The sequence below is a fragment of the Coleofasciculus sp. FACHB-712 genome, from assembly GCF_014695635.1.
Classification (GTDB): Bacteria; Cyanobacteriota; Cyanobacteriia; order Cyanobacteriales; family FACHB-T130; genus FACHB-T130.
Genome location: NZ_JACJOQ010000579.1, coordinates 1 through 12,500, shown reverse-complemented (window position 1 = coordinate 12,500; position 12,500 = coordinate 1). Strand labels below are relative to the sequence as shown.

The following is a 12,500-nucleotide window of genomic DNA, read 5'->3' as shown; positions in this document are numbered from 1 at the left end:
AGCCTACTCCTTGGAATCGTCAGGAGTTCCGTAGTAGATGCCCCTGCCATTGGTACCAACGAAAACCAAGCCAAACTGTTGCCAACTCGCCTCCATCGCATTTGGCTCGCCAGGGATGGGATTTTGGCTAGAACCAATGCTTATCCAAGTTTTGCCTCTGTCGAGAGAACGGAAGATTCCCTCGCCCATACCAGAAATTTTTCCATACAAATAAAGCGCTGGAGTTGTCCTTCCGGTCTGCGGTTTCCCGAAAGTAAACAAATGCGCCTTTTCTACTGAAGGCAGCTTAGCAAACGTTTTGCCACCGTCTGTGGAGTGGAATAAACCTTCCTAGTCTAAGCTGAGCCAGACTTCATTTTTCGCATCTGGAACTGTTTTCAGCGCATACGAATAGTAGTCACTCCTAATATTGGGAATCGATGAGTTGACAATGCTAAAGGCTAAAGGATGCACCTTGGTCAGTGCTGCGGTAAACTTTGCTGTCGCTGTAATAGTAAAAAGTATTTCTTATCTACTTTATCCGCCACCAAGGGCTGCTCTCAATACCACGGGCCTTCTGGCCTATTTGGTAGTCCAGACACTGCACTCCCTGAAGCGCCGTCATCAGTGGTGCGTAGGGGTAGAGCTTTACTTACAGCTACAACGAACAAGTTTGGATTAGGTGCCGATATCGCTACGCGCAGCGGCATTGATGCCGGAAACGACGCAAGCTTCTTCCAAATTAATCCACCGTCTGTTGAAGTTGCTCCTGTAGAAGTTGAGTTCCACCTTGAACCGCCAACGCGGACGAGATGCCAACGCCTTTGGTAAGCGTTGGAGATAAAGTTGCGACTTTCGCCCATTGTCGCGCCTGCATTCGAGGATCTCCACACCCCATCGTGCCGCGAATCAAAGAAAATAATGTTGGAGTTAGCCGGATTGAGAGCTAGTCTTTTTCCCACCCAGCAATGCTCAACATTACTGTCTATCCCTAAGTTTATGTTTAGTTTAGTCCAGTTTTTACCTCGCTCTGTGGACTTAAAGATTGATCCTTTGGGTTGCCGCTGGGAGTATTTACCTGCTGCCATGTAAACGATATTTGGGTTGATGGGATCTGTTGCGATCGCTTCTTCCCCGTAATATGTTTTCTCTTTCATTGTGAAGCTGTCATGTAATCGAATGCAGGTTTTATCTTCGGCATTCCAGCGATAAAAGCCACCAACGTCGGTTCTGATCTAAACCAGATCCTTTTGTGCGTTGTAAGTATAAACACCTGTAACAAACCCTCTACTGCCTATCGACACGTTAGCCTAGCGACGGAGGAAGTGGGTGCCATCGGTACGGACACAAGATCCGCGCCTACAATCGGCTGTTGGTTGCTACCTATTGCTACTAGCAGTACACCCAAGCATAGTGCCAATAAACACAGGAGCCACAGCCCGATGGAGAAGTTTTAATATCATGATTGCCTAAACACTGGTAAGATTACAGACATTTTGCAGAGAATAATGTAAGTTATCTATTTCATAAAGTTGAAGTTCTAATGAAGAATTATCAAGCCTTCCATAGCTCAATGCCAAATGTGTAAATATTCAGTGTCTTTATAAAAGCTTTAAACTTTGGGGGGGAATTCTCACAAATCCACACTGTTGTCTGTGGTAAATTAAATTTGCTTGCTTAAAAAGAGATTGGCACCCAAGTACGATCGCTTTAACTGTTGCTGAGATATTTTTGCCAATCTCTACTAGCGTTAGTAGCAATTGACTATTTATTCAATGAAATATGCTGACGACCTTAGAAGGCCGTCTACTGATGCAGTAGCGATGAACCAAGGCAAACTAAGGAGAAAAATGTGCTGGAGCTGAGCCACCTGCTCAAAAAATTGATGAGCATTCTACCGATTTTCCCGCATCTTGCGCCGCTAAAGACTCCCAAGCTGCGATCGCTATCTATAAATCTCTTTTTCTGGAAGTCTTCATTGGTAGAACATCAAGGATTTCTCCGTAATATTTGCTACTTTGAGGGACAAGCATGAACCTGAAAACGCAAGTCATGCGGGGAGGAGTCTACCTGGTACTGCGTCAGGGACTGGGAGTATTCATCAGTCTGGCAGGAGTGATGCTAGTTACCAAAGTCATAGGACCGGAGAAATACGGTCTCTATGCTGCCACCATCAGTATATTTTTGTACCTTCAGATGCTCAGCCAGCTAGGCATTGAAGTTTATCTGGTGCGGCGGGAAGGGGAAGAGGAACTCGGAGTATATCACCAAGCTTTCACCCTGCTGTTGCTGCAAGCGTTTACAGGAATGCTTTTAGCTTTTTTGGCGCTTCCCTTAATAGAAAGCTGGGTGAATATCCAAGGGTTTCGCCCGGTAGCGCAAGTCTTGTTTCTGGGACTTCCCGTCGTTCTCCTCAATCAAGTCCCGATGGCTCGGCTAGAGCGCAATCTAGATTACAAGCGGGTAGCTTTAATTGAACTTCTCGGTCAGTTAGTTTACTACGTGATAGCCTTTCCAATGGCTTTTCGGGGAGCCGGAGTTTGGGCGCTGGTGGCTGGATGGTGGCTACAGCAAGTTCAAACTCTAGCACTACTCTACTGGAGTGCCGGATATCGTCCCCGCTTTGCTTGGAATTGGGTTTTAGTTAAGCAGATGCTGGGATACAGCATCGGATTTTCTACCTCAGTCTGGGTGTGGCAACTACGTACTCTGATCAACCCCCTGCTAGTAGGTAGATACGCTGGTGCCGAGGCAGTGGGATATGTAGCCCTAGCCATCCGGATCATCGACATTCTCAGTTTCGTAAAAACCGCAACGTGGCGGATTTCCATTGCCACATTGGGGCGCTTGCAGGGAGATCGAGAACGGTTACGGAGAGCTGTCACTGAGGGCATGGGCCTTCAGATATTAGCTTTAGGACCCCTGCTCGTAGTAGTCAGCTGGGCTTTGCCTGTGCTTATTCCATTGGTGTTTGGCGATCGCTGGCTTCCTGTAGTGGCGATCTATCCTTATATCGCCTTGAGCAATCTGACCAACTCCATGTTTAATATGCATTCCTCAACCCTCTACGTTTTGCGGCGGAACTGGGAAGTTACAGTTTTTCACATCGTGTATATGGCTCTTTTTGTAGGAGCAGCATTCGTGCTGTTACCCCGCTTGGAATTAGTGGGATACGGCTGGGCTGAGGTGGCGACTTTAGCGAGTTATATTGTCATCCACTTCTACCTAGTGCGGGACATTGGCAGTCCTGACTATCGATTGGCTGGCTTGTGGTGCGGGACCTTTGGAATAGCTTTGTTTGCCTACCAGTTAGGATGGTGGGTAGTTTTGGGCTTAGTAGTCGTGGCATTGTTGCCCAGTACCCAGCAGAAGCTGAGAGATTATATTAAAAGTATCAAAGGAGTGAAGCAGGAAAAATCATCCGAAGCTTAACGCCACCTTCAACAAAAACTGCATCATCCTAGAAACTTGTCAAAAGTCATTTTCTCCCCCCTCACCCGACTGAAAAGACCTAGACTTGAGTTTAATTCTAGATACTTTTACCACCCTCTAAAGTCGTGAATCCACTCCTAAATTTCGCTGAAAAGAGATTCTCGGTTCTGGCGCTGCTAGTGTTCTCAGGATTATTAAACTTTGCTAGCTTAAACAATGCCTCGGAGGGAACAGCTGGCTACGCTGTTTATGTTTCTTCCGTGTTTGACAAGATTATATCGCTGCTACAGATGGGAGTCTATGCAGGGACAATCTTTTTTATTTTTGCCCGGTTCAAAAGTGTTGTTCGTCCAGCTTTGAGAGACGTTTTCTTATGGGGTTTAGTCGCAACAATTGTAATCTCATTTTTTTGGTCTGATTTCCCGCCTATTTCTAGAAAAGCTGGCCTCAATGTATTACAAACAACCTTGTTTGGACTGTATTTGGCTTCGCGCTATACCTTGAAAGAGCAAGTACGCATAATAGCGTGGGCGCTGGGTATAGGAGCAGTAATTACCGTAATGTACACCCTAGTTTTTCGGGGAGGTGGAATAGAAAGTGGAACTCATGCAGGAGCTTGGCGGGGGCCTTTGTTACACAAAAACCTCTTGTCTCGCCTGATGCTGGTACCAGCATTGTCTACCTTACTTGTGGCTCTGAACGTTCGCAAATATCGTTACTTGGTATGGGGTGTTTGTGGTATTTGCGTTGGCGTGATTGTACTTACAACTTCAAAAACTGCTTTAATCATCTTCTTGACTTTGATAATTCTCTTGCCTTTTTACAGCGCTTTACGGTGGAGCGACAACTTAGCTATTCCCTTCTTCATTACATTGATATTAATCGGTGGAAGTCTAGCTACATGGGGCGTGGCAAGTTGGGATAACTTGCTGTTTAGCTTAGGCAAAGATCCTACCCTCAGCGGTCGTACAGAGATTTGGGATGCTGTAATAGAAAAAATCTGGGATCGGCCTTGGTTAGGCTATGGTTATCAGGGATTTTGGCTGGAGGGAGGAGAGTCGGAATATGTTTGGCGTGTACTTCGCTATAAGGTATACCACGCTCACAATGGCTTTTTAAACTTGACAGTTGATCTCGGCTTTGTAGGGCTATTCTTCTTTGGGATTAGTATTATTTTCACCTATTTTAGGGCCATAAAATGGGTGCGTTCCACTAAAGAACCAGAAGATTTATGGCCCCTAACTTACGTGACGTTTTTACTAATGTATAACTATACCGAAAGTACAATTGTAGAACCGCACTCTCTGTTTTGGATATTGTATGTATCAGCAACTTTATCATTGAAGCGCCTCCCAATGTCGAATATTAGGCCATTTGAACCAGAGGAAAGAAAGGAAGGATTAGTTGAAACAACCTAGTAAGGTTAGCAATAAATTTACCATTTTTTTCAAGTAACCCTTCCCTTAACTCCTCCCCAGAGAGCGGGAATTAGGGAATAGAAGTATTTTCAACCTCAAATAAAAATGTCTAGCCTAACAATTTTTCTTACTTCCCTATATGGCGGTGGCGCTGAGAGAGTCCTCGTTAATTTGGCTCGTGGTTTTGTCGAGCAAGGCTTAAGCGTAGACTTAGTTTTAGTTAAGGTGGAAGGACCTTATCTGTCTCTAGTACCGCCAGAGGTGAGAATTGTGGACTTGAAAGGTAAGCGGCTGCTATCAAGTCTCCCCGCCTTGGTACGCTATCTGAAAGAAAATAAACCTACAGCTTTGCTTTCGGCTTTGGAAGATACGAATATAGTAGCTTTGTTGGCTCGAAGGCTGGCTGGTGTATCTACAAGAGTGGTAGTGAGCGTACATAACACCCTGTCTCAGGAGGCGCAAAACTCTAAGCAGCTGAAAAGGCGAATTGCACCTTACTTGGTACGCTGGTTTTACCCGATGGCTGATGCAGTTGTTAGTGTGTCTCAAGGGTCGGCTGATGATTTGGTGCATCTAGGATTAGCAAAAGAGCAAATCAAAGTTATTTACAACCCAGTTGTTACCCCGGATCTGTTCAAAAAAGCCAGTGAACTTGTGGAACATCCTTGGTTTGAGCCGGGACATCCTCCGGTGATTTTGGGTGTGGGACGCCTGGAAAAGCAGAAAGACTTTCCTTCTTTGATTCGCGCCTTTGCTCAAGTGCAACAACAGCGTCCGGCGCGGCTGATGATTTTAGGGGAGGGAACGGAGCGATCGCAGCTTGAAGCTTTGGTGCAGGAATTGGGTATAGCATCGAATGTGGCTTTACCTGGGTTTGTGGCAAATCCCTATGCTTATATGGCATCTTCAGCAGTATTCGTCCTATCTTCTTTATATGAAGGATTGCCTACTGTACTCATTGAGGCGATCGCTATGGGAACCAGGGTAGTTTCTACCGATTGTCCTAGCGGGCCAGAAGAGATTTTAGCAAACGGAAAGTACGGTCAGTTAGTCAGTGTTGGAGATGTCAAAGGTTTAGCAGAAGCGATCGCGACTACCTTAGATAAGCCTTCTGACTCGGAAGCACTGCGGCTAAGAGCTGATGAGTTCTCCCTGGAAAAGTCTGTAGCACAGTATCGGCAAGTATTGGGTATTGATTAATATGCATTGCTGTGTTCTTCCCAAGCTTGCTGCTATAACTGTCACTACTCAAACCAGACGCTCATAACAACACTAAAAGTATGAACAGCAATCCTAAAGTTAGTATCGCCATTAATAACTACAATTATGCTCGTTTCCTATCACAGGCAATTGATAGCGCCCTCAGCCAAACCTATCCCCACGTCGAGGTAATTGTGGTGGACGATGGTTCTACTGACAATTCACGAGAAGTTATTGCCAGTTATGGCGATAAAATTCTCCCGGTGCTAAAGGAAAATGGGGGACAAGCTTCAGCTTTCAATGCAGGCTTTGCCGCGAGTAAAGGAGATATTGTTTGCTTTTTGGATGCTGACGACACTTTTATACCTGAAAAAGCAGAAAAAGTAGTAGAAGCATTAGGCGATCGCCCAGATTTAGGTTGGTGTTTCCATCCTCTTAAATTTGTGGACGAAAAGTTAGTGGAAATAAATGATAAAAAACTTAAAACCAGTCCCGATTTATTCCGCGAGTACGATCTGACACAGTTAACTAAAAGTGGCAGATTCTACAAAAACTTTCCCTACCCTTCTACCTCTGGTCTTTGCTTGAAACGGTCACTTTTACAGCAAATTCTGCCAATGCCGGATAAAGCAGGAAGCACTTTGCTCAATGATGCTTTTTTAATTTTTAGCTCATTAGGGCTAAGTAAAGGTATCGTTTTGGATAAGGAATTAAGTCTTTATCGGGTACATGGGAAGAACGCCAATGCTATCGGAAAAGAGACTAAGGGGAAATCAAAAGACTATCAGAAGCGAACCGCCAAGATCAATATCCTTTTAGGCTATTGGATAGGAGTCAAATTCTCATCATTTTATGAGTTTTCTAACCACATGATGGCGACAGGAATGGGTGTGTATCTCCGGAATGGAGAAATGGATGCGGAGTTTAAAAAACTTGTTAAAAATCATCTTGCCACCGTAAAACCGATAGATAAACTAAAAATCTATATGAGAGCTTTCTATAATTTTGTAAAAAATCCTAAATATTAAACTTAAGCAATATAACTTCTCGTACACCATTAATTTACTGGGAATGAAATCGGGAATGAACAGAGACTTACACAAATAATTGATTGGTGTTCATCTGTGTTTATCTTTGGTTATAAATTATGAAAATACCAAAATTTATCGCTTTGACTGGTTTGCCTATTTTGGTGGGAATTATTGCTGCGTGTGCCACTAGCAACCAACAACCGCAAACATACAAAAGCCTTGGCATAGCATCTGTAGCCGCAGCACCCATCTACTCGATCGGGGGAAATGGATATCGCTGGGCTAACGTTTCTATAGGTGGAGGTGGGTTTGTTACAGGTGTCTACCCCCATCCTTTAGAAAAGGATCTTGTTTATATCAGAACTGACGTTGGTGGTTTTTATCGCTGGAATGCAGCAGATAAAAGTTGGATTCCTTTAAATGACAGCTTTCCACTTGCCCAAAAAACTTATTACGGGGGAGAAGCACTAGCCGTCGATCCAAATGATGCGAATATTGTCTACATGGCGGCAGGCAAATACTCCCAGTGGGAGCCGAAGGGGTCAATTTTCAAGTCTAGCGATCGAGGAAAAACTTGGACTAAGTTGAAGATAGACTTAGGGATGGACAGCAACTCCGAAGAGCGGTGGGCAGGAGAAAGGTTAGCTGTCGATCCGTCTAACTCTAAAGTAATCTTTTTTGGTTCGCGGCACGATGGGTTGTGGAAGTCGTCTGACGCGGGGGCGACATGGGCTAGGGTTACTTCTTTTTCCCCAAATCTGACAAAAGGAATTGGAATTTTAGGCATTGCGTTTGACAAGCGATCGCCCGGTTTAGTCTACGCAAATGTCTATGGAGATGGAATCTATAAATCTACTGACACGGGTAATACTTGGAGCAAAATCCAGGGAAGCCCGACACAGGCACAGCGAATGGCTGTTTCCAGCAACGGTATTCTCTACGTTACGCACAAATCAGGAGTTAGCAAATATGCTGGTGGAACCTGGAGTAACATCACTCCAGATGGCAAGCCAGCGTTTTTCAATGCCTTGGGTGTTAACCCAACGAATCCCAATCATTTAGTAGTATCTTTAGGTCAAATAACTAGCAAAATCCTCTATAGTTCCTTAGATGGGGGAGCGACTTGGACAGAAAAAAAGGCAAATATAAACCACACGGTTTCTTGGTGGCATGATGCCATGTTTGAATCGTGGGTTTCAGCAATTGAATTTGACCCGAAAGTGCCGGGAAAAGTTTGGTTGACGAATGGTTCTGGAATTTGGCAAACAGACAATATCAACGCCAATCCGGTGACTTGGGCTAACTATCAGCAAGGACAAGAAGAGATAGTCGCTTTCGCCCTAGCTGCACCTCCAAAAGGTGCTGTGTTATTGAGTGGTGTAGCCGATGTAGACGGTTTCAATCACAACAATGGGCTTAATTCTTATCCATCGAAAAGGATGGGCGGTATCGGACCTTGGCCTCAGCATACTTACGGTATTACCTACTCTGAAAGCGACCCGTCGCGGGTGGTGCGGGTTGGTGGTGTGGAGTGGGAACCAATCCACAATGGCGGAACAACTTCGACAGACGGCGGATTGACTTGGAAGAAGTTTGGGTCATTTCCCTCAAAGGCAATGCCGTTGCGCGTAGCTATATCGGCAAATAACCCAAACAATTTTGTCGTGACTCTCAGCGAGGCTCAGCCGATACAGACAACTGATGGCGGCGCGTCATGGAGTAAAGTGTCGGGGCTACCTAATGGGGCTAAAGGCCCCTGGTATTGGGGTGAGCCGTTGGCCGCAGATAAAGTAGATGGCAACACGTTTTACTATTACAGCGAAGGCAAAGTTTATCGCAGTACTGATAGGGGCGCATCGTTTCAGGTTGTTAACTCATCGATTAAAAGCGAGTATTGGGCAGATTTGTGGTGCAGGCTGAAAACAGTTCCGGGTGTGAAAGATGAGGTGTGGCTTAGTCTGGATTGGAATGGTTTGTACCGTTCAACAGACGGTGGCAAGACGCTGACTAAGCTGCCTTCAGTAGAGAGGGCGCATTTGTTTGCCTTCGGGAAACCACCGGATGGCAGCACGACTCCGGCACTTTATCTCTATGGAAAAGTTGCTGGTATGGGCGAGGGAATTTTTCGTTCTCTTGATAGAGGCCAAACTTGGACGAGCATAGGCTCTCAAGAGAATCCTATCGGTGGTGAGCCAAATGTGATGGAGGCGAGTTGGCAGCAGTTTGGGCTGGTGTTTATCGGTACCAATGGTAGGGGCATCTACTACGGAAAACCAGATGGTTCCTCTGGATAGGCGGCTTCATCTTCCACGCGGGCGATCGCACTCCGTCACTGAAAGTTTGCTTTTTCCCGTTCCCAGCCTCCAACTTGAAACGCCTGTAATGAGGCTGAGCCTCATTACAGGCGTCAGCTTTTTTAATTAACTTTGCTTTGTATAGCGTCCCATCAGTTCTACAGCCTCCAAAATATGACCTTGCTACGGATAAAGCTGTAGGGGCACAAAGGTTTGCGCCCCTACAATCGTTACGTTTTATTTGAGTTCCGCGGGAGGCAGAGCCTCAGGGATGACAAGGCGTTTTAAGTCGAGGGAACCAACCGTTTCCGCAAGGATTCGGCGCGGCGCTTGGCGGTGCCATTGTCAGGCTCGTGCTTCAGCGCTTCCTCATAGCTTTCCAACGCCTGAGCAGTTAACTTCTTCTTCTCGTAAACATGACCCAGATTATTGAGCGCCGTGACATAATTTGGAGCTATTTTCAAAGCTTCTTTGTAGTTGCGAATCGCTACGTCGTACTGCTCTTGGGAGAAGTAAGCAAAGCCTAAGGCATTGTAGATAGGCGCGAGGTTTTCCTCTTCGGCATCCTCAGCTTTGAGTGCTTTTTGAAGCAGCGAGATTGCCTGAGTGTAAAGTTTTTTATCTAAATAGATGCTGCCGAGTTCGTAAAACTCTTGGGTTGTGCATTTGTCGTTTTGCACCTTATTTTGCAGCCGGGAGAGGACACTTTCAACTTTGCGGGTTTTGAAAACCTGGCGCACAACTGCCCAACCGGCAACGGCAAGCAGTACCAGCAACAAGGAGAGATAAAAAATTGCCAGAGAGTTATCCATTGCCCTTCAAATACAGAGATTAATTTGCTTTCTCTATTCATTATGGGACGTGATTGCGGCGGAGGTAGCTCGCCACAGGTGCCCTATCGGAAGTTTTCTAAAATCGGTTGGTATCGCTCTGGGGGAGTCCCCAATACTTCACCCGTTCTTGTAGCCAGCCTTCTCGCTTCCAACGCGCGATCGCATCATTTACCCGTTGCCGCAATTGATTGTACTGCAACCCTTTGGGCATTACCACGGCTAGCGGCTCCCCCGACAAGCGTACCGGCAGCAGTCGGTACTGGGGATATTCCTGCACCCAGCCGCTGAGAATGCTGGCATCGGCGGCGAAGGCATCGGCGTTACCCGATTCCAGGAGCGATCGCGCCTGTTCGTAGGAATCGACGCCAATTAGCTGAACTTGGGGGATCAGATAGCGCACCGTAGAAATCGTATCCGATCCTTTCAAAACGGCGACTTTTCTCTGTTGCAGATCGTTAAGCCTTTGTAAGGATGCGTCCTGAGTGACTACAGCGGTGCCGTCTAGGTAGTAAGGAATGCTGAAGTTGACCAAGCGATCGCGCGAAGCATTTTGTGTCACCCTCGCGATCGTCAGATCGACCGTTCCATCCACCACCACCGAGAGCCGCTCTCGATTCGCCACCGGTTGCAACTTTACCGCATCGGGTTTATCTAGGAGTTCTGCTGCCAAACGCTGGGCAATGTCAATTTCCAGCCCTTGCAGTTTGCCTTCCCCATCCCGAAAAGCCAGGGGACGGACATTGTCTTTCACTGCAACAGTTAGGTAGCCGCGCTCCACAATCTCTTGTAGCTCGGCAGCAACCGCTAAGTTTGGCGTTTTTATACTGGCAAAGAGCCAAAGAAAAAACATTCCCAGGCACCGCCTGGGAACGAGGCTGGCAACAAACGAGTGGCGAGCTTCATTCATCCCACCCTCTGGGAAGGACAAAGCCCTACATCCTTCATCCTTTACCCTTGAGCTTGTGTAGCGAGTTGCAGCACTTTGTCAAAGCCAGCGGGATCGAGAACAGCCATCTGTGCCAGCATCTTGCGATTAATCTGGACATTTGCCTTTTTCAATTTGCCCATCAGCTGGCTATAGCTAATGCCGTGCTGACGTGCTGCGGCGTTGATACGGGTGATCCAGAGGCTGCGGAAATCGCGCTTGCGCTTCTTGCGATCGCGGTAGGCGTTACGCAGCGCCTTCATGACCTGTTGATTGGCTGTCCGGAACAAAGTTGAATGAGAACCTCGGAAGCCTTTGGCTAGTTTGAGAATTTTTTTGCGGCGTTTGCGAGCAACGTTACCGCGTTTTACCCGTGTCATGGCTAATTATTAGTTGTTATTGATCGGTGGTCAGCAGTCATTCGTCATTAGTCATTAGCAATTGACTAGAGACTCATCATAGAAAGCAAATTGCTTTCTTACAAATAGGGCAGCATCAAGCGCACATTTTCTTCATCGCGTTCATGCACCAGAGCCATTTTAGAAATCCGCCGTTTCCGGTCAGAACTCTTGTGCTGTAGCAAGTGACTTTTGAAGGCTTTGCGGTGGACGATTTTGCCGCTGCCGGTGGCTCTAAAACGCTTTGCCGCTGCTTTACGGGTTTTCAGTTTAGGCATGGATGGTCTTTAATTCGACACAATCTATAAAGTTAGCACTATTTATGCTAATTAGACAAGTTATAAATTTCAAATCTAAGGCAGAATCATAGGATTGCCGTTTGAAATGCGATCGTCAGGGAGAGATGCAATGAGTCTAGAAAAGCTCACGATAGGAACAATTGTCGAACAAGCTTTGCAGGACGGATATATGACGCCATCTCTAGCACAAGAGATTGGCAGCATCTGCGAAATTTCGGAAATTTCTGTTGACGACTACATCGCTTTAGATCGCTTATTCGGGCAACTTTTAACCGATGAAGCGATCGCGATTCCCGGAAAACAGTTTATCAATGTGATGGAAGCATTGGTGCTAATAGAAGCGAGCGTGCAGGTGCTAAAAATGGAAGTAACCAACCCTTGCCTTCTGGATCTGGGAGAGATTGCTGCTTATGCGCTCAATCGACTGCCACCCCTCTATGCCACCACTGAGGAAGGCGCTAGCTTTCAGCGTCAGCGTGGCAAGGAGGAACTTCGAGAGTTAATTACCCAGAAAGTTAAAGAAGCGATCGCGCGATCGCCGATGCCCCAATGATTCGGCTGTTCGCCCTTCCCCTGAGTAGACCTCTTGCATGAATCAAGAAAATGAGCCAAAAGTAGGTAAGCGTTACTGAATCTGCTCATGCTCTACCAACAGTTGAAAGTCCTCAATCCGAGCGCCTTCAGACGGGCG

General features: G+C 46.4%; 13 protein-coding genes. 8 read left to right on the top strand and 5 right to left on the bottom strand.

Features of this window, described 5'->3' with window-relative positions; genetic code table 11:
• On the top strand, positions 1–279 hold a 279-nt coding region (locus H6F50_RS26790), incomplete at its 5' end, for a hypothetical protein (protein WP_206754843.1).
• 260 nt (positions 280–539) lie between these two features.
• Here H6F50_RS26790 and H6F50_RS20970 read toward each other — a convergent pair.
• A complete protein-coding gene (locus H6F50_RS20970) occupies positions 540–1,136 on the bottom strand; it encodes a hypothetical protein (RefSeq protein ID WP_190430199.1) in 597 nt (198 codons plus the stop codon).
• A 695-nt stretch (positions 1,137–1,831) separates the two neighbouring features.
• On the opposite strand from H6F50_RS20970, the gene H6F50_RS20965 reads away from it, so the two are divergent.
• The 6 genes from H6F50_RS20965 (at position 1,832) to H6F50_RS20940 (ending at position 9,354) form a co-directional block, all read left to right on the top strand.
• Positions 1,832–2,014, top strand: a complete 183-nt coding sequence (locus tag H6F50_RS20965; RefSeq protein ID WP_190430198.1) for a hypothetical protein — start codon at positions 1,832–1,834, stop codon at positions 2,012–2,014.
• A complete protein-coding gene (locus tag H6F50_RS20960) occupies positions 2,011–3,411 on the top strand; it encodes an oligosaccharide flippase family protein (protein ID WP_190430197.1) in 1,401 nt (466 codons plus the stop codon). Before H6F50_RS20965 ends, H6F50_RS20960 begins: the two co-directional genes overlap by 4 nt.
• A gap of 125 nt (positions 3,412–3,536) precedes the next feature.
• On the top strand, positions 3,537–4,829 hold the full coding sequence (locus H6F50_RS28040) for an O-antigen ligase (protein ID WP_190430196.1): 1,293 nt from the start codon (positions 3,537–3,539) through the stop codon (positions 4,827–4,829).
• A gap of 105 nt (positions 4,830–4,934) precedes the next feature.
• Positions 4,935–6,029, top strand: a complete 1,095-nt coding sequence (locus H6F50_RS20950; protein ID WP_190430195.1) for a glycosyltransferase — start codon at positions 4,935–4,937, stop codon at positions 6,027–6,029.
• Between the two features lie 80 nt (positions 6,030–6,109).
• On the top strand, positions 6,110–7,057 hold the full coding sequence (locus H6F50_RS20945) for a glycosyltransferase (RefSeq protein ID WP_190430194.1): 948 nt from the start codon (positions 6,110–6,112) through the stop codon (positions 7,055–7,057).
• Positions 7,058–7,176: 119 nt separating this feature from the next.
• The gene (locus H6F50_RS20940) at positions 7,177–9,354 is read left to right on the top strand and encodes a hypothetical protein (RefSeq protein WP_190430193.1); all 2,178 of its coding nucleotides are present in this window, start codon (positions 7,177–7,179) and stop codon (positions 9,352–9,354) included.
• A 284-nt stretch (positions 9,355–9,638) separates the two neighbouring features.
• On the opposite strand, the gene H6F50_RS20935 is transcribed toward H6F50_RS20940, so the two are convergent.
• The 4 genes from H6F50_RS20935 to rpmI form a co-directional block, all read right to left on the bottom strand.
• Positions 9,639–10,166, bottom strand: coding sequence for a tetratricopeptide repeat protein (locus H6F50_RS20935; protein WP_190413797.1), 528 nt, complete (start codon positions 10,164–10,166; stop codon positions 9,639–9,641).
• Between the two features lie 97 nt (positions 10,167–10,263).
• A complete protein-coding gene (locus H6F50_RS20930) occupies positions 10,264–11,037 on the bottom strand; it encodes a transporter substrate-binding domain-containing protein (RefSeq protein WP_190430200.1) in 774 nt (257 codons plus the stop codon).
• Positions 11,038–11,135: 98 nt separating this feature from the next.
• The gene (gene rplT, locus H6F50_RS20925; RefSeq protein WP_190413799.1) at positions 11,136–11,492 is read right to left on the bottom strand and encodes a 50S ribosomal protein L20; all 357 of its coding nucleotides are present in this window, start codon (positions 11,490–11,492) and stop codon (positions 11,136–11,138) included.
• 98 nt (positions 11,493–11,590) lie between these two features.
• On the bottom strand, positions 11,591–11,788 hold the full coding sequence (gene rpmI / locus H6F50_RS20920) for a 50S ribosomal protein L35 (RefSeq protein ID WP_190413800.1): 198 nt from the start codon (positions 11,786–11,788) through the stop codon (positions 11,591–11,593).
• A gap of 130 nt (positions 11,789–11,918) precedes the next feature.
• Between rpmI and H6F50_RS20915 the strand changes: the two genes are divergently transcribed.
• A complete protein-coding gene (locus tag H6F50_RS20915; protein WP_190430192.1) occupies positions 11,919–12,362 on the top strand; it encodes a late competence development ComFB family protein in 444 nt (147 codons plus the stop codon).
• The last annotated feature ends 138 nt before the right edge of the window (positions 12,363–12,500 follow it).

Bases quoted from the DNA above. Each gene is read 5' to 3' on its own strand.
- H6F50_RS20970 (WP_190430199.1), bottom strand. From the start codon at position 1,136: ATGAAAGAGAAAACATATTACGGGGAAGAAGCGATCGCAACAGATCCC.
- H6F50_RS20960 (WP_190430197.1), top strand. From the start codon at position 2,011: ATGAACCTGAAAACGCAAGTCATGCGGGGAGGAGTCTACCTGGTACTG.
- H6F50_RS20935 (WP_190413797.1), bottom strand. From the start codon at position 10,166: ATGGATAACTCTCTGGCAATTTTTTATCTCTCCTTGTTGCTGGTACTG.
- rpmI (WP_190413800.1), bottom strand. From the start codon at position 11,788: ATGCCTAAACTGAAAACCCGTAAAGCAGCGGCAAAGCGTTTTAGAGCC.
- H6F50_RS20930 (WP_190430200.1), bottom strand. From the start codon at position 11,037: ATGTTTTTTCTTTGGCTCTTTGCCAGTATAAAAACGCCAAACTTAGCG.
- H6F50_RS20940 (WP_190430193.1), top strand. From the start codon at position 7,177: ATGAAAATACCAAAATTTATCGCTTTGACTGGTTTGCCTATTTTGGTG.
- H6F50_RS20945 (WP_190430194.1), top strand. From the start codon at position 6,110: ATGAACAGCAATCCTAAAGTTAGTATCGCCATTAATAACTACAATTAT.
- H6F50_RS20950 (WP_190430195.1), top strand. From the start codon at position 4,935: ATGTCTAGCCTAACAATTTTTCTTACTTCCCTATATGGCGGTGGCGCT.
- H6F50_RS20915 (WP_190430192.1), top strand. From the start codon at position 11,919: ATGAGTCTAGAAAAGCTCACGATAGGAACAATTGTCGAACAAGCTTTG.
- rplT (WP_190413799.1), bottom strand. From the start codon at position 11,492: ATGACACGGGTAAAACGCGGTAACGTTGCTCGCAAACGCCGCAAAAAA.